Raw genomic sequence first — 15,816 nt, 5'->3', positions numbered from 1 at the left:
CGCCGAGCCGATCCAAGGGGTCGGGGGCTACATCACGCCGCCCAAGGAGTACTTCGCCGAGCTGGTCTCCATCCTCAGGAAGTATGGCGGGTTGTTCATCTGCGACGAGGTCCAGACCGGGTGGGGGCGGACCGGAAAGATGTTCGGGATCGAGCAGTGGGGCGTTGAGCCCGACATCATGACGTTCGCCAAGGGAATGGCGAACGGCGTCCCGATCGGGGCGACGGTTGCGACCCCGGAAGTCGCCGACAGCCTGCAGGGCCTTTCGATCTCCACCTTCGGCGGCAATCCGGTGACGGCGGTGGCGGCGCTCGCGACGATTCAGGTCATCGAGGAGGAAAATCTGGTCGAGAACGCGCGCGTGATGGGCCGCAGGCTGCGCGAGGGGCTCGAAGCGCTGCGGGAGAAGTATCCGGTCATCGGCGACGTTCGCGGCATGGGGCTCATGCAGGCGCTCGAGCTCGTCGGCGAGAGCAAGAGACCCGACACCGAAGCGATCGCGCGGCTGTTCGAAGCCACGAAGAAGAACGGCCTGCTGATCGGGAAGGGCGGGTTGTACGGCAACTGCGTGCGGATCGCTCCGCCGCTGAACGTGACCGGAGATCAAATCGACCATGCGCTGGCGGTACTGGACCGCTCGTTCGCCCAGCTCGGGCAGTGAGCCGGCGGGCGGCGCGTCCGGCGCGCGCTCTCGCGGGCAGGGTGCTTCGCCCGTAAGACGGATCGGCTCATGAGCACGGCCAAGCGCAGGCTGATCGGCGCGGTCCCGGTGATCCTGGGCATCTCGTTCCTGGTTTTTCTCCTGATGCACATCGCGCCCGGGGACCCGGTGACGCTGTTGCTGGGTGACGACGCGACCCCGGAGGACGTCGCGCGCACGCGCCACGAATGGGGCCTCGACCGGCCGATCGCGGTGCAGTATTTCGATTTCCTGGCACGCGCGGTCACCGGCGACTTCGGCATGTCGCTGAAGTTCAACGAACGGGTGACCAAGCTCGTCTGGGAGCGGCTGCCGGCGACGGTCGAGCTGGCTCTGGCCAGCCTCGCGGTGGCGATCATGATCGCGGTGCCGCTCGGCGTCTATTCGGCGATCAAGCACAACTCGCTCATGGACCACGCCGGCATGAGCCTGGCGTTGATCGGGGTGTCGCTGCCGAACTTCTGGCTCGGCATCATGCTCATCTATTTCCTCGGAGGCCAGCTGAACCTGCTCCCGGTGGCGGGGCGCATCGAGTACGGGATCGAGGTTCGGCCTATCACGCGCCTGCTCCTGGTGGACAGCCTCCTCACGTGGAACGTGCCGGCGTTCTGGAGCGCGCTCCAGCACCTGGCGATGCCGGCGTTCACCCTGGGAACCAGCCTGGCGGGGATCGTCACCCGGATCGCCCGCTCCAGTGTGCTCGAGGTCATGCGTCAGGACTTCATCACCACGGCGCGGGCGAAGGGGTTGAGCGAACGGGTGGTCATCTGGCGCCACATGCTGCGCAACGCGCTGATCACGATCGTGACGATTCTGGGGCTGCAGCTCGGGGCCCTGCTGAGCGGCTCGGTGATCACCGAGACGGTCTTTTCGTTTCCGGGCATCGGGGACCTCCTGATTCAATCGATCTCGGCGCGCGACTACAAGCTCACCCAGGTTCTGATCCTGTTTTTCGCGGTGATGTACTTCGTGGTCAATCTGCTGGTCGACCTGCTCTACAGGTGGATTGACCCGAGGATCAAGCTCTGATGGCGTTGCGCTACCTCAAGCTCTGGGTCGGAGGCGCGATCGTCGGTCTGCTGCTCGTCGGCGGGATCGCCGCGCCGTTGCTCGCGCCGTACGACCCGCAGACGCAAACCCTCGAGGACCGGTTGCGGCCGCCCCGGTGGGCGGAAAACGGCTCCCCGGCCTACATTCTCGGCACCGACAATCTCGGGAGGGACATTCTCAGCCGGATCATCTACGGGTCCCGGATCTCCCTGCTGGTCGGTTCGGCCACAGTGGTGCTGGCGGGCGTGATCGGGTGCGCTCTCGGAGCACTCGCGGGCTATTTCGGCAGGACCGTCGACGAGCTGGTCAGCAAGCTCACGGAAATCTTTCTGGCTTTTCCATTTCTGTTGATCGCCATCGCCATCATGGCGTTTCTCGGCCAGGGAGTCTGGAATCTCGTCACGGCGCTCATGCTCAGCCGCTGGGTCCAGTATTGCCGGGTCGTGCGCGGCGAAGTGCTGTCCCTGAAGGAACGGGACTTCGTGACCGCAGCAAAGGCCCTCGGAGGCGGGAATCTCTACATCCTGTTCAGGCACGTCCTGCCGAACACCGTGGCGAGCGTCACGGTCATCGCGACCTTCGCGATGGCCGTCGTCATCATCTCCGAGGCGAGCCTGAGCTTCCTCGGCCTTGGAGTCCCGGCGCACATTCCCACGTGGGGCTCGATGCTGAGCGAGGGCCGCAGCTACATCAACCGCGCGCCCTGGCTCACGATCTTTCCGGGGCTGGCGATCTTCATCACGGTTTTCGGTATCAATTTGCTGGGCGACGGCCTGAGAGACATTTTCGATCCGAAGCTGAGGAGGCAGGCATAGGAGGAACCGTCAAGGAGGCTTTATGAGACCGCGGAGAACCGCATTGACCCGGCGGCAGTTTCTCAAAACGAGCGCCGCGGCCGGCCTGAGCGTGATCGCGGCGCCGTACATCTCCCGGGACGCGTTCGCCGCGTCGCGGGAACGGGTAACGATCTACCACTCCAGCGTCGCCGATTCCCTCAATCCCTACAATCACAGCTCGAGCCCGATCTACGGCAACTGGCAGCACGTCATCGAACCGCTGGTCGAACTGGATTACAAGAAGCAGGAATACGTCGGCATCCTCGCGGAGTCGTGGGAGTTCCAGGGCAAGCGGTGGGTGTTCAAATTGAAAAAGGGGATCAAGTTCCACAACGGAGCGCCGCTGACCTCGAAGGACGTGGCGTTTTCGATCCAGCGGATAAGGACCGATAAAGCCAGCCTGCAAGGGCCGAACTTCAAGGACGTCACGGAGATCCAGACGCCCGACGACCACACCGTGATCTTCGTGATGAAGCAGCCGAACGCGGTTTTTCTCGACCGGCTGGAGAACCGGTTCATTCTGAGCAAGGCGGCGGCGGACAAGTACGGCGAGGCCATGGATCAGCATCCGATCGGGACCGGCCCGTACCGCTTCGTGAGCTATCAGCGGGGCGGCAACATGGTGTTCACGCGGAACGACGATTACTGGGGCGGGAAGGCCGAGATCAAGGAAGTGGTCTTTCGCAAGGTGACCGAGGAGGCGTCGCGCCTGGCGGCGCTCGAGGCGGGCCAGGCGGACTTCATCAACAACGTGCCCGTGCACGAGGTGCCGCGCCTCAGGCGGCACCCGCGCGTCCGGGTGGACCAGATCGAAGGCTTACGGATGTTTTTCCTGGCGATGAACGCAGCCCACAAACCCTTCGACAACAAGCTGGTGCGCCAGGCGGTGAATTACTGCGTCGACGCGCAGGCGATCGTGAAGAACATCTTCGACGGCATCGGCTATCCCCTCAACGGCCCGGTCGGCGCCAACGTCATCGGCGCCGATCCCAAGCTCAGGCGCTACCCCTACGATCCCAAGCGGGCCCGGGAGCTGCTCCGGCAGGCCGGGTTCCCCGATGGTTGCGACGTGCAGCTCTACTATTCCTCGGGACGGTATCCGAAGGACCGGGAAGTTTGTCAGGTGGTCGCGGCGCAGATGGTCAAGGGCGGATTCCGCGTGGAGCTGATCTCGCAGGAATGGGCGCTGTTCTGGGGCAAGGACGGCGTCAACGGCGGCAAGCTCCCGTTTTACTACATCGGGCGCGGCTCGCTGACGGACGCCGACACCCTCTACGACCAGTATTTCCGAACCGGCACGACGAAGCGCGCCAACTACAGCAATCCCGAGCTCGATAAATTAATCGACGAGGAGAAAAGAACAGCCGATCAGAAAAAGAGAATCGCGCTGCTCCAGCAGGCGGGCAAGATCCTGATGGAAGACGCGGCCTTCGTGCCGCTCTACAACCTCGCGGACATTTACGGCCTGGCACGGAATCTCCACTGGAAAATGCGGCCGGATGAAAAAGTTCTCGCCTACGACATGAGCATCAAGTAGCCAATTCGTTCACCGAGGAGGAACGCCATGGGTTTGCAGGACGAGGGGGTGAGTCGCAGGAAGTTCTTGAAGTGGAGCGCCGGAGCCGGGGCCGCGGCCCTGGCGGGCGCGATCCCGGGGGCCCGGGTTTTTGCGGCTTCGAAGGATCGTCTGACGATCCTCAGCAGCATCGGCCTGGACAGCCTCAATCCCTACGCCATCAGCGCCAGCCCGCACTACGGAATCTGGCAGCACATGATCGAGCCGCTGGTTGAGGTCAATTACGCGCGCAAGGAATACTACGGGGTCCTGGCCGAGTCGTGGGAATTCCAGGGGAAAAAGTGGGTCTTCCGCCTGCGCAAGGGGGTGCGCTTTCACGACGGCAGCCCGTTCACCGCCAAAGACGTCGTCTATTCCGTCCACCGGATCAGGACCGACAAGCGCAGCCTTCAGGCCTCGAACTTCGCCGATGTGACCGAGGTGCAGGCGCCCGACGACCATACCGTGGTTTTCACGACCCGAGAGCCGAGCGCCGTGCTCCTCGACCGGCTGTACAACCGTTTCATGATCAGCAAGGCCGCCGCCGACAAATACGGCGACCAGGCCGACCAGCACCCGATCGGAACCGGGCCGTACAAGTTCGTGAGCTGGCAGCGCGACGGCAACCTGGTCCTTACGCGCAACGAGGACTACTGGGGCCGCAAGCCGGACATCAAGGAGATCGTCCTGAGACGGGTGAAGGAAGACGCGGGTCGGGTTGCCGGGTTGCTCGCCGGCCAGGGGGACGTGATCAACAACGTGCCGGTCGAGGAGCTTTCGCGGCTGGAAAACCATCCCCGGGTGCGGGCCGAAAAGGTGGAAGGGCTGCGGATGTACTTCCTCGCGATGAACGTCACGCACAAGCCGTTCGACAACAAGGCGGTCCGGCAGGCGTTCAACTACGCCGTCGACCCGTCGGCGATCATCAAGCACGTATACGAAGGAAACGGCTACGTGATGAACGGTCCCCTCGGCGCCAACGTGATCGGCTACGATCCCAAGATCAGGCGCTATCCTCACGATCCAAAGAAGGCGAGGGAGCTCCTGGCCGCGGCCGGCTACGGCAGCGGGCTCGAGGTCAAGCTCTATTTCTCGCCCGACCGCTATCCGAAAGCGCGCGAGGTATGCCAGGTGATCGCCGATCAGCTCGGCAAAGCCGGGGTGAAGGTCGAGCTGGTCTCGCAGGAATTCGTGATCTTCTGGGGGAAGGAGGGCGTGAACGGCGGCAAGCTACCCTTCTACTACGTCGGACGGCCGGCGATCGACGCCGACACGGTCTTCGACCAGTATTACCGCTCCGGGGTCACCCGACGGGTCCAGTACAAGAACCCCGAGTTCGACCGGCTCATCGACGAGGAGCAGAAAACCGGAGATCCGAAAAAACGGGTGGCGCTCTTGCAGCAGGCGGGGCGGATCCTCATGGAGGACGTTCCTCTGGTGCCGCTGTACACTCTCGCCGAGATCTACGGCGTGGCGCGCAACGTCGTCTGGCGGCCGCGGCCCGACGAGAAGGTGCTCGCCGCCGACATGAGGATCCGGGCCTGACCCGGACGGCGGCGGATCAAGCCTGATACTTGATCTCGCCGCCGACGACCGTCATCTCGACTTTCAGGTCCTTGATCCGCTCCGGTTGAATTTCGAAGGGGTCCTCGGCGAGGACCGCGATATCGGCCAGCTTGCCGACGTCCAGCGTTCCCTTGTCGTTTTCCTCGAAGCCCGCGTAGGCTGCCGTGGTGGTGTGCATGGCGAAGGCCTCGGCGACGCTGATTCGCTCCTCCGGCACCCAGACCTCGCCCCAGCGCATCCTGCGGGAGACACATGCGGCGATGTCGCGGAGCGGGTCCACGGGCCAGTAGCCGGGCGAGTCGGAGCCGCCGGCGATGATCACGCCGTTTCGCAACAGCGTGCGGAACGGGAATGCCTTGGTGAGCCGCTTCTCGCCGACGCAGTCGAGGATCGCGTCGCCGACGTAGTAGCCGATGGCGATGTTCGGGATGGCGATGATGCCCCAACGCGTCATCCGTTGCATGCGTTCAGGGGTGCTCAGCCAGTTGCCCATGTGCTCGATCCGGTGGCGGTGGTCCCGGCGCGGCGAGTGGCGCAGAGCGTTTTCGTAGGCATCGAGCGCCATGTCGAAGGCCCTGTCGCCGATTGCGTGGACGCAACAGCGCAAGCCCGCCTCGTGGCACTTGCGGACGGTGTCGTTCAGCTCATCCTGCTCGATGCGAATGATGCCGTGATTGTGAGGATCGTCTTCGTACGGCTCGTAGAAGCAGGCGTTGCGGCCGGTGATGCCGCCGTCGATGCTCATCTTGACCCCGCCGATTCTCAGCCATTCGTTGCCGAACCCCGGCAGCAGCCCGAGCTCGATCAGGCTGCTCGAGCCGATATGGGACTCGATCACGCGCGGGAGCAGGCTGACCCGCGCGTGCAACCGTCCTTCCCGGTAGATCTCCTGATAGGCGCGCACCGGCTCTCCCGAGCGCACGATATCGTGCACGGTCGTCACGCCGCGTTCCAGACACTGGCCGAGCGCGAACACGATGCCGTCCTTCAGCTGGAGGTAGTTGAACTCGGGCGCGACCTTCTTGACGATCAGCTGAGCCCGCTCGTGGAGCTCGCCGGTCGGCTCGCCCGTTTGCGGGTCACGGCGGATCGCGCCGCCGGGAGGATCGGCTGTGTCGCCCGTGATCCCGGCAGCGGCCAGGGCCCTGGTGTTGCACACCGTGATGTGGGCGCCGAAGGAGATCGAGACCGGATGATCCGGGACGGCCCGGTCGAGGTCGTGGCGGTCCGGAAAGCGCTTCTCCTTCAAGCGAAAGTCCTGCATCGGGCTCCCGTGCGCCACGATCCACGATCCCGCGGGAGCCTCGGCCGCCCGTCGCGCGAGGCGCTCCAGGATATCGGCGACGGTATGCACGTCGGTGTAGAAGTCCCGGCAGTCGACCAGCTCCATTTCCGCGGTTCCTTTTTCCGAGAGATGGACGTGCGCGTCGGTCAACCCGGGAATCGCCGTGCGCCCCCGGAGATCCACCTCCCGGGTGCCGGGCCCGGCGAGCCGGCGAATCTCGTCGGAGCCGCCGGTGGCGACGATCCGCGAGCCGGTGCAGGCGAGCGCCTCGAAGACGGCTCCGTCGCCGGCCAGACTGCGAATTTTGCCGTTGAACAGGATCAGGTCCGGATGGGGGGAAGCTCGAAGCTTCATGAGGTGCGGTCCTCCTTGCTCCATGCAAACACATAGGCTATAGGTCCCTTCGTCGCTCCGAGTCAACAGTTCACGGAGGCGGTATGGCGAAGCAACCTTTCCGGTGGCCGAACGACGCGCGCGTCGCGTTCGTCCTCGGCATCGCCTTCGAGGCGTGGGACCGTACCAAACCGACCCGGGGGCGCGGCCTGCAGCGGGGCTCGCTTCCGGCCAACGCGGTCTGCAAGCGGGATTACTCGACCGAAACCTTCCGCGAGTTCGGCGCGAAGGTGGGGCTGCGGCGCTTGCTGGAGATATGCGAGCGCTACGAGATCCGGGCGAGCATGCCGATCAACGGCCTGACGTGCGAGTACTATCCGGAGCTGGTCAGGGAAGCGCATCGGCGCGGGCACGAGATGGTCGCCCACGGCTGGGATCAGGGGGAGTATCTCTACATGCTGACTCGCGAGCAGGAGCGCGAGAACATCCGCAGGACGGTGGAAAAGATCAGGGAAACCACGGGGGAGATGCCGACCGGCTGGTCGTCTCCCGGCGTGCGCTCGACCGACCACACCCTGGAGCTCAACGCCGAGGCGGGCCTGCTCTACAACTGCGACTATCACGACGACGAAATGCCCTACCCGATCCACGTCGGCGGCAGGCTGCTCATCATGATCCCGCACCAGTACACGATCAACGACCACCGCATCGAGGAGCACGGGACGCGTCACGACTTCTTCGAGAAATTCAAGGACGAGTTCGACTACCGCTACCGGATCGGCGACCGGAATCCGACGATGATGAACGTCATCACCCACGCCTACCTGAGCGGGCGGATTCCTCTGATTGATACCTTCGAGCAGATCCTCCGTTACGCCAGAAGCCACCGCGACGTGTGGTTCGCGCGGCGCGGTGATGTCGCCGCGTGGGCGCGAAAGTACTACACCGAGGCCTGAAAGGATCCTCGACGGCCGGGAATCGCCGGCCGCCCGAGCAGGAACTCAGCGCGGCTCGAAGTAGCCGGACCGGTGAGCCCAGAGCCACAGGTAAGCGATCTTCTCGTTGTGCAGCTCGGCGTACCCGACGTGGCCGTACCTCGGAATCAAGACGACGTGCGCGCCGCGGGTTTTCGCCGCGTACTTCTCGCCCATGAACATCTCCCTCTTGTGCTCCAGGCGGTCTCCCTTGACCCAATGGCCCTTGTCGTTCTCGCCGACCGCGAGGAGAACCCGGATGGTGCGCAGCCAGTCCGGATCGGGCTCCTGGAGGTGGTCGAAATACTCCTCGCGCGGCAGGCCGGTTCTTTTCGGATACTCTTCGAGGATCCCGACCGCCGCGTTATGCTGGTTGTCGCAAAGACTGGTCTTCATCTGGGAACGCAGCGGGCTCACCAGCCGGATGTAATCGTCCGCGCCGCCCCACGGGGTGAGATCGGGAGGATCGACGTAGCCTGACTCGCGGAACGAGTCGGGCGAGCGCCTGGAGACATGGTCGAGCGGCTTTTCGACGTACTTTTCCGCTCCCGTTCGGTTTCTCCATTCCAGACGCCACCCGTCGGGCCCCCCGCTACCGAAGCCGACGAGGCCGATGACCCGCGCCCGCCTGAGAAATCTCTGGAGATGGGCCGCCATCGGCCCGCCGGTCGAATGGCCGAACGCGAGGATTTCGCAGCCGGCGAGATGGCGGTCGGCGAGGCTGGCCGCACCTTGGAGAATCGTGTTGAACGTGCATTTGAGGTTGCGGTCGAGGATTTCCTCGACCGGGAGCTCGCGGTCGAGCAGGTAGACCGGCATTCTTTCGGAGACGGGGACCTTCCATACGCCGCCGGGAGGGTAGTGGCCGGGATAAGTGAGCGCCAGCACCTTGAAGCCTTGCGCCGCGACCACGCGCGCCAGCCCGGGCCGTCCGTCCGGCGTGAGATCCATGATCTTCTCGCTTCCCGCACCGCCGTGAAAGAAGACGAAAGCCCGCCCGGGATCACGGTCTTTCGCCGGGAGATAGAGCGTCCCGTGGATGTCCCAGTCGTAGCCGTTACGCCGGTAGCGGGCGGTCGCTTCCTGCATCCGGAAATCGCCGCTCTCGTACGGCGCTTCCAGAGCGAGCCACTGCTCCCACGTGAACCGGAGCAACAGCTCCTCGGACTCAAGGCCGCGAAGAAGGAAATCGGCGACTTCGGACGGCCGGATCATTGCGGGTTTCCTCCGGTCGAGTCCCGCAGGACGTAGTTGTCGAGATACCACCGCGCGATCTCGCCCTTGGTGCAGAACCACACGTCGCTGAAGCTCTTGGCGTAGGCGATGCATTCCTCGAAGACGCCGATGATATGGGGTCTTCCGCCGATGTGGGCGTGAACGAGCGCGTCGATCAGCTTCGGCGATCCCGTCTCGCCCTCGGCGTACAGGCGGTCGAAGGCGGTCTTGAAGCTTTCGAAATAATAGCGCGGGGGGTTCTTCGGCTGGAAGATCATGGAATGGTCGTTGGCGTAATCCAGGCGGGGCATGACGACCAGAGGTTTGCCGCGGATCAACCGGTGCTCGGGAACATCCGGGCCGGGGAGATCGCCGGTCCAGTGAATCCCCGCCTCGACGAGGTGATCGAAGGTGTGTTCGTTGATGCGGTGCCCCGGACTGACCCAGCCCACCGGGCGGCAGCCGGTGACCGCCGCAATGGTTTCCAGCGTCCGATGGATGACTTCCCTTTCCTCGGCCGGCTCGAGCGAGGTGAGATAGATGTCGTTCGCCCAGCCGTGGCCGACCAGCTCATGACCGCCGCGCGCAAGCTCGCGGGCGGCGTCCGGATATTTTTCGGCGGCGAGGCCGTTGGTGTCGATCGTTCCCTTGACACCGTGGCGGCCGAGTGTTTCGAGGATGCGCCAGATGCCCGCCTTGCCGCCGTACTCACCGTAGGCGAGGGAGGCATAGTCCGGCCGGTCGCCCCCGCGGCGGTACTGCGAGTGGTGGATGAACGATTCGAAGGCGACGAAGAAGCTCACGGCAATCTTGGCATTGCCGGGCCAGCGGATCGGTGCGGGTCTCATTCTCGCCTGCCCTGGGATGATTCCTGCCGTGCCGGGACGGCGGCGAGGATAGTACCAGTGGGCGCTGCGGGGCGTCAACCGAAGAGGCGAGTTGCGGAAGTGATCGGCCGCTTTACGCCGAAGCGGGACAGCGGCCGGTGGCGAGATGGGCGTCGAAGTCCGCGTGAAACAGCCTGAGCGCGCTCTCGATGGGCGGGCCCGGCATGGCGATCAGGTTGCAAAAGCCCTTGCCCTTGTTGAACGCGATCACCTTGCCGAACTGATCGAGGATCGCGGCTCCGCCCTGTCCCTGTTGTACCTTCTTGAGCAGCGCCGTGAGGGTGTTGGTCTCCATCCGGCAGGCCGGGCACTGCCCGCACGATTCGGCGGTAAAGAACTCCGAGACCTTCAGAACCTCCTCGACCATGCAGGCGTCCTCGGGCACCAGATGGACGACGCCGCACCCCAGGCTGGAGCCGGCCTCGCGCATCGAACCTGGGTCCAGCGGCGTGTCGATTTTTTCCGCCGGAAGATAGGCCGAAGAGGGAGCGGCGGGCATGATCGCTTTGAGCTTCTTTCCTCCCCTGACGCCGCCGCCGCACTCTTCGATGAGGTAGCGCAGCGGGGTGCCGAACGGAAGCTCGTAGATTCCGGGCCGATTGACGTCGTCGTTCAGTGAAAAGATCATGGTCCCGGGGCTTTCCGCCGTCCCGAAGCTGCGATACCAGGTGGCTCCGTTCAACACGATGGGCGCGACGTTGGCGATGGTCTCTACGTTGTTGACGGCGGTGGGCTGTCCGAAGAGACCGACGGTGACGGGATACGGTGGCTTTTGTCGGGGCAGGGGCTTCTTGCCCTCGATGACTTCCAGGGCTGCGGTGTCCTCCCCGGCGACGTAGTTGCGCGGCGCGCGCGTGATCTCGAAATCGAGGGAAAAGCTGGTTCCGCACACGCCGGCGCCCCAGTAGCCTGCAGACCGTGCCTCCGTCAGCGCGCCCTCGACGCTGCGAATCGCTTCCGTATAGTTCGCGTTGATATAGAGGTAAGCCTTGGAGGCGCCGACCGCGTAAGCGGCGATGGCGGCACCCTCGATGACCAGGTGCGGGAGGAGCTCCAGCAAGAGGCGGTCCTTCTTGCTCCCCGGCTCGTCTTCACCGCCGTTGACCACCAGGAAGCGGGAAGAGCCAGCGGCCTCGCGCGTGAGAGCCCATTTCTTCCCCGTCGGAAAACCGGCGCCCCCGCGCCCGCGGAGGCCCGCCTCGGTGACCTCGCGCACGAGGTCCTCGGGGTCGGCGCGCAGCGCTTTCTCCAACGCCTGGTAGCCCCCGCGATCGCGGTAGCGGCCGAGATCTTCCCGACCCTCCACCACACCGCGCGGAAAGAGAACGCCCTTCATGAGCTAGACGATTCCAGTGTCCAGGAGCTGATAGATGAGCTCTTTGAGAGAGGAGTCGATGGTGTCAAGCCGCCCGACGTGCGGGCCGCCCGCCAGGTGCGCGATGATCTCGTCGAGGTCCTCGACGCGCACCCGGGCGTACCAGCTCTTTTCCGGATAGAGAACGATGTTAGGACCGTCCTGACAGGCTCCGAAGCACATGTAGGGCTTTACCTCGACGTCGGTGATCCCCTTGGCCTCGATCCGCTTTTGCAGCTCCGCCATGAGCTTTTCCGAGCCGCGGGATTTGCAGTCGATATTTTGACACACCAGGCAGATCCTGCTCACGAACGTCTCCTCAGCCAAGCGTCGGCGGGCGCCCGTCCTCGCAGTGCGGGACCAGGCTAGTTCAGCTGCATCTGCTGCACCCAGTCCTTGCGCTTCATGATTTCGCTCAGCACCGCCTCGTCCTCGTCCGTTGGCAGCACCTCCGCGAGGTGGCTCCGGTAGGCGTCGGCGGAAAGCAGCTCGCCCCGGACGCTGTAGGGCTTGCCCGCGTGCTCGCCGATCGATCGATGGAACTTCAGATCGGGGGCGTACAGCCTGGGTTGTCCCTCGGGAACCAGCTGGTTCAGCTGGTCGATGAGCTTGGCACACTCACGCAGGTAATGGTCGCGGGCCAGGTCGTTCAGCTTCTCCTTTTGCGCCGGCTCCGCCGTTTCGTGCTCGTCCATCCTTCCTTTCAGCCCCCAGACGTACGCCCAGTGGGCGGACGATGAATGGTCGGTGCCGAAGAGGTCGTAGGCGGTCGACAGCCACTTGTTGAAGTATTTCTGGACGATCGGCACGGGAATCCTGCCCGCGCGCAGAATCCGCGTGAGCCCGGTGTGACCGGTGAACATGTGGAAAAACTCTTCCTTGAGCATCGCCGTGACGCTCCGGGCGAGGGGGGCGAAGGACGAGTGGCTCAGCATGGTCAGCTGGTACTTGCCGTCGCGATCGACGAATTCGGTGTAGGTGAAGAAGTCCAGCCAGTTGCGCACCGGCGCGTTGAAGGAGCCGAGCAGCCGGTCCCCGCGAAAGGCGCGCCGCTCAAGCAGCTTTCGCGCCTCCAGCTTTCCGGAGTCGCCGAAATAGTTCACCAGCAGGTAGCACATCTGCCAGCCGTGACGCATCTCTTCGCTGTTGACGCGGATGAGCGCCTGGCGATCGTAATCGGTGGGTGCGGTGTCGAGGAGGTTTTTCTGCTGCTCGACCGACGCGAACTCCGTGTCGCCCTGGTAGACGATCAGGTTCATGAGCGCGTCCCGGATCGACTGGTTCGGGATCTCGCCGACCCGTTCCCACTTGCGCTGCCCCTTGAAATCGCCGAACTCGACTTCCGGCGAGTGAAGGTCCCCGAGCTTGGTCTCGAATTTGTAATCGCCGAGGAGCGCCGGGTCATAGCCGATATCCTTCTGCCACTGGCGGAAATAATCGATCCAGTCCTCGAAAGTGGAGATTTTTATCATCCGCTGCGTCCTTTCCGGAGGTCTTCAGGATTCGAACGATCGTTCGAATCCTGCATCATAGCGGTTTTTGGAGATAAGTCAACCGCCGCCGAAGGGGCCGCTCCGCTCAATGGTACATCTCGAGGAGCTCGACCATGCCGAGCTCCCGCATCTGCTCGAAGAGAAATCTCTTGATCTCCCCCACCGTATCCATCTGGAGGACGATCTGGGCCGCCGCTTTCGCCGCTTGATAGGTCACCGACCGGATCGTCTTCTTGATCACCGGAACGTAGAGCGAGCCCATGCTGAACTCTTCCAGGCCCATTCCGAGCAGCAGCAAAGCGCACAAGGGGTCTCCCGCCATCTCGCCGCACATCGCAACACGCTTGCCCGCCCGCTTGCCCGCCTCGATCGTCGTCATCAGGGCCGCCAGGACCGCGGGATGCAGCGGCTCGTAGAGGTTCGCCACTTTTCGATTGCTGCGATCCACCGCAAGCATGTACTGGATCAGGTCGTTGGTACCGATGCTCAGGAAATCGACTTCCCGCAGGAACCGGTCCACCAGCTGTACGGCGGCGGGAACCTCCACCATGATCCCGACTTCCATCTGGGGGTCGAAGGGCGTTCCTTCCGCGGCGAGCTCCTGTTTGGCCTCGGCCAGGAGCTCCTTCACCTTGAGGATTTCTTCCAGGCTGGAGATCATCGGGATCAGCAGGCGAACCCGGCCGAGCGCGGCCGCCCTCAAAATCGCCCGGAGCTGGGTCTTGAAGACCTCCACGAAGTCGAGCGAGATGCGAATCGAGCGCCAGCCGAGAAAGGGATTCGGCTCGGGAGGGCCGACGCCGCGGATGTAGGAAGGGTACTTGTCGGCCCCGACGTCCAGCGTGCGGATGGTCACCGGTTTTCCGGCCATCCCTTCGACGACCTTCTTGTAGAGCGAGTATTGCTCTTCCTCGCTGGGGAAGTCGCGGTGCGCCAGGAAGGGGATTTCCGTGCGATACAGCCCCACGCCCTGGGCGCCGTGAAGATGCGCGAAGGCGATGTCGCTGAGCAGCCCGATATTGGCATACAGAGCCACCCGGTGACCGTCGAGGGTCTCCGCCGGTTCGTCCTTGAGCCCGCTCAGCTCCCGGTTCAAGGCGAGATAATCGCGCTCCAGTCGTTCGTACTCGCGCACGACCTCGGGATTGGGATTGATGTAGGCGACGCCGGAGTTCCCGTCGACGATCACGAAGTCTCCGTCGCGCACGGTCTCCATCAACCCCTCGACCGCCACCACGCAGGGGATCTCGAAGGACTTGGCCAGGATGGAAGCGTGCGTGGTGACCCCGCCGGTCGCCAGGAGGATGCCGCGAAAACGGTCCCGCTCGAACAGGCTTAGATCGGCCGGCGAGAGATTCTCGGCGACCAGAATCGTGTCCTCGGGGAGCTCCGGCCGGTGGTCGGTCGCGCCCGTCAGGTTCTCCAGCAAACGCTGCGCGGCGTCCTTGACGTCGGCGCTTCTCTCCCGCAGGTAGTCGTCCTCGATCCTGGCGATCGATTCCAGATACCGCTCGAAAACGCAACGGACCGCATACTCGGCGACGTAACCGCGGCGCCGGATCAGGCTCTCGATCTGCTGAATGATTGCCGGGTCTTCGAGGATCAGCCGGTAGACGTCGAAGATCGCGCCCTCTTCCTTGGAAATGAGGCTGGTCATCCGCTGTTTGACCAGGTTGATCTGCTCGATGGCGCGCTCGACCGCGCTGCGAAACCGCTCCATCTCGCGCTCGGGATTCCTGCTTTTTTGTTTCTTGATCGCGGAGAGCTCCATGCGCGGCCGCAGCACGTAGGCTTTGCCTCGCCCGAAGCCCGGAGAGGCCGCCACCCCGGTCAGCCTTCCGCGCCAGCGGTGGCCCGCTCGCCAGGCCCGCTCGCGGCGCCGTCCCTCGTACGAGCGCAGCTTGCGCATGGCTTCCTCCATGCGCTTCTGGAAGTCCTTGCGCTCGCGCTCCTTGTCTCGCAGCGATTCGAGCAACCGGGCCTGGACGATGATGCTCGAAGCCTGGGCCGAGATCGTTCGCAACAGCCGGATCTCGTCGACCGAAAACTGCCTTCGCCGCGAGGTTTGAACGACCAGGACGCCGAGCGGGAGCTTGTTCTCGATCAGCGGGACGCCCAGGAACGAGTGGAACCGCTCCTCGCCGGTTTCCGGGAAGTACTTGTAGCGCGGGTGCGCGAGGGCGTCGACCACCATGACAGGCTTCATTCGCTCGATCACCAGGCCGGTAAGCCCCTCGCCGACGGCCATCGATACCTTGCCGACCGATTCGGGATCGAGACCCATGGTGGCGCGGAGCGTGAGGCGCTGCCTCTGCTGATCGAGGATGTAGATCGAGCAAACTTCGGTTTCCATCCGCTCCGCGACGATCTTGACGATGTTCTGCAGCGTCTCCTGGAGATCCTGGGAATGACTGATCAGGGTGCTGATGTCTTCCAGGATCGTCAGGTGGGGATGTGCCGGCGAGGCCGGTCTGATTCTCTTTGCCATCGGGAGGACTAACGTTTTTTAAAACACAAATTTCCCCTTTTCGCCAGCGCGCCACGGTCTCGCGGCTTTGGCTTTCACGG

13 protein-coding genes are annotated in these 15,816 nt (G+C 64.0%); 6 read left to right on the top strand and 7 right to left on the bottom strand.

Annotated features, from left to right (window positions below; genetic code table 11):
• The 5 genes from VNN77_00465 to VNN77_00445 form a co-directional block, all read left to right on the top strand.
• A partial coding sequence (locus VNN77_00465; protein ID HXG49865.1) for an aminotransferase class III-fold pyridoxal phosphate-dependent enzyme occupies nucleotides 1-661 on the top strand: 661 nt, incomplete at its 5' end.
• A gap of 69 nt (nucleotides 662-730) precedes the next feature.
• The gene (locus VNN77_00460; GenBank protein ID HXG49864.1) at nucleotides 731-1,729 is read left to right on the top strand and encodes an ABC transporter permease; all 999 of its coding nucleotides are present in this window, start codon (nucleotides 731-733) and stop codon (nucleotides 1,727-1,729) included.
• On the top strand, nucleotides 1,729-2,565 hold the full coding sequence (locus VNN77_00455) for an ABC transporter permease (protein HXG49863.1): 837 nt from the start codon (nucleotides 1,729-1,731) through the stop codon (nucleotides 2,563-2,565). The genes VNN77_00460 and VNN77_00455 overlap by 1 nt, the downstream gene beginning before the upstream one ends.
• Before the next feature lie 22 nt (nucleotides 2,566-2,587).
• Nucleotides 2,588-4,123, top strand: coding sequence for an ABC transporter substrate-binding protein (locus tag VNN77_00450; GenBank protein ID HXG49862.1), 1,536 nt, complete (start codon nucleotides 2,588-2,590; stop codon nucleotides 4,121-4,123).
• Between the two features lie 27 nt (nucleotides 4,124-4,150).
• Nucleotides 4,151-5,686: an ABC transporter substrate-binding protein gene (locus VNN77_00445; protein HXG49861.1), complete on the top strand. Its 1,536-nt coding sequence runs from the start codon at nucleotides 4,151-4,153 to the stop codon at nucleotides 5,684-5,686.
• 16 nt (nucleotides 5,687-5,702) lie between these two features.
• On the opposite strand, the gene VNN77_00440 is transcribed toward VNN77_00445, so the two are convergent.
• A complete protein-coding gene (locus VNN77_00440) occupies nucleotides 5,703-7,346 on the bottom strand; it encodes an amidohydrolase (GenBank protein HXG49860.1) in 1,644 nt (547 codons plus the stop codon).
• An 83-nt stretch (nucleotides 7,347-7,429) separates the two neighbouring features.
• On the opposite strand from VNN77_00440, the gene VNN77_00435 reads away from it, so the two are divergent.
• Entirely contained in the window at nucleotides 7,430-8,281 is an 852-nt protein-coding gene (locus VNN77_00435) for a polysaccharide deacetylase family protein (GenBank protein ID HXG49859.1), read from the top strand.
• A gap of 45 nt (nucleotides 8,282-8,326) precedes the next feature.
• Here the strand turns inward: VNN77_00435 and VNN77_00430 are convergent, their stop codons facing one another.
• The 6 genes from VNN77_00430 to ptsP all read right to left on the bottom strand — a co-directional run bounded on the left by VNN77_00430 (nucleotide 8,327) and on the right by ptsP (nucleotide 15,736).
• Entirely contained in the window at nucleotides 8,327-9,514 is a 1,188-nt protein-coding gene (locus VNN77_00430) for a hypothetical protein (GenBank protein ID HXG49858.1), read from the bottom strand.
• Nucleotides 9,511-10,362: a polysaccharide deacetylase family protein gene (locus VNN77_00425; protein HXG49857.1), complete on the bottom strand. Its 852-nt coding sequence runs from the start codon at nucleotides 10,360-10,362 to the stop codon at nucleotides 9,511-9,513. Before VNN77_00425 ends, VNN77_00430 begins: the two co-directional genes overlap by 4 nt.
• 112 nt (nucleotides 10,363-10,474) lie before the next feature.
• Nucleotides 10,475-11,737, bottom strand: a complete 1,263-nt coding sequence (locus VNN77_00420) for an NADH-ubiquinone oxidoreductase-F iron-sulfur binding region domain-containing protein (protein ID HXG49856.1) — start codon at nucleotides 11,735-11,737, stop codon at nucleotides 10,475-10,477.
• 3 nt (nucleotides 11,738-11,740) lie between these two features.
• Nucleotides 11,741-12,064: a (2Fe-2S) ferredoxin domain-containing protein gene (locus VNN77_00415; GenBank protein HXG49855.1), complete on the bottom strand. Its 324-nt coding sequence runs from the start codon at nucleotides 12,062-12,064 to the stop codon at nucleotides 11,741-11,743.
• Between the two features lie 56 nt (nucleotides 12,065-12,120).
• Complete coding sequence (locus VNN77_00410; protein ID HXG49854.1) at nucleotides 12,121-13,227, bottom strand: Phenylacetic acid catabolic protein; 1,107 nt, start codon at nucleotides 13,225-13,227, stop codon at nucleotides 12,121-12,123.
• A 106-nt stretch (nucleotides 13,228-13,333) separates the two neighbouring features.
• Nucleotides 13,334-15,736, bottom strand: coding sequence for a phosphoenolpyruvate--protein phosphotransferase (gene ptsP, locus VNN77_00405; protein HXG49853.1), 2,403 nt, complete (start codon nucleotides 15,734-15,736; stop codon nucleotides 13,334-13,336).
• Between the last annotated feature and the right edge of the window lie 80 nt (nucleotides 15,737-15,816).

The sequence above is a fragment of the Candidatus Zixiibacteriota bacterium genome (assembly GCA_035574315.1).
In the GTDB taxonomy this organism is placed as follows: Bacteria; Desulfobacterota; Binatia; order UBA9968; family UBA9968; genus DATLYW01.
This window is presented reverse-complemented; position numbering and strand designations above follow the sequence as displayed.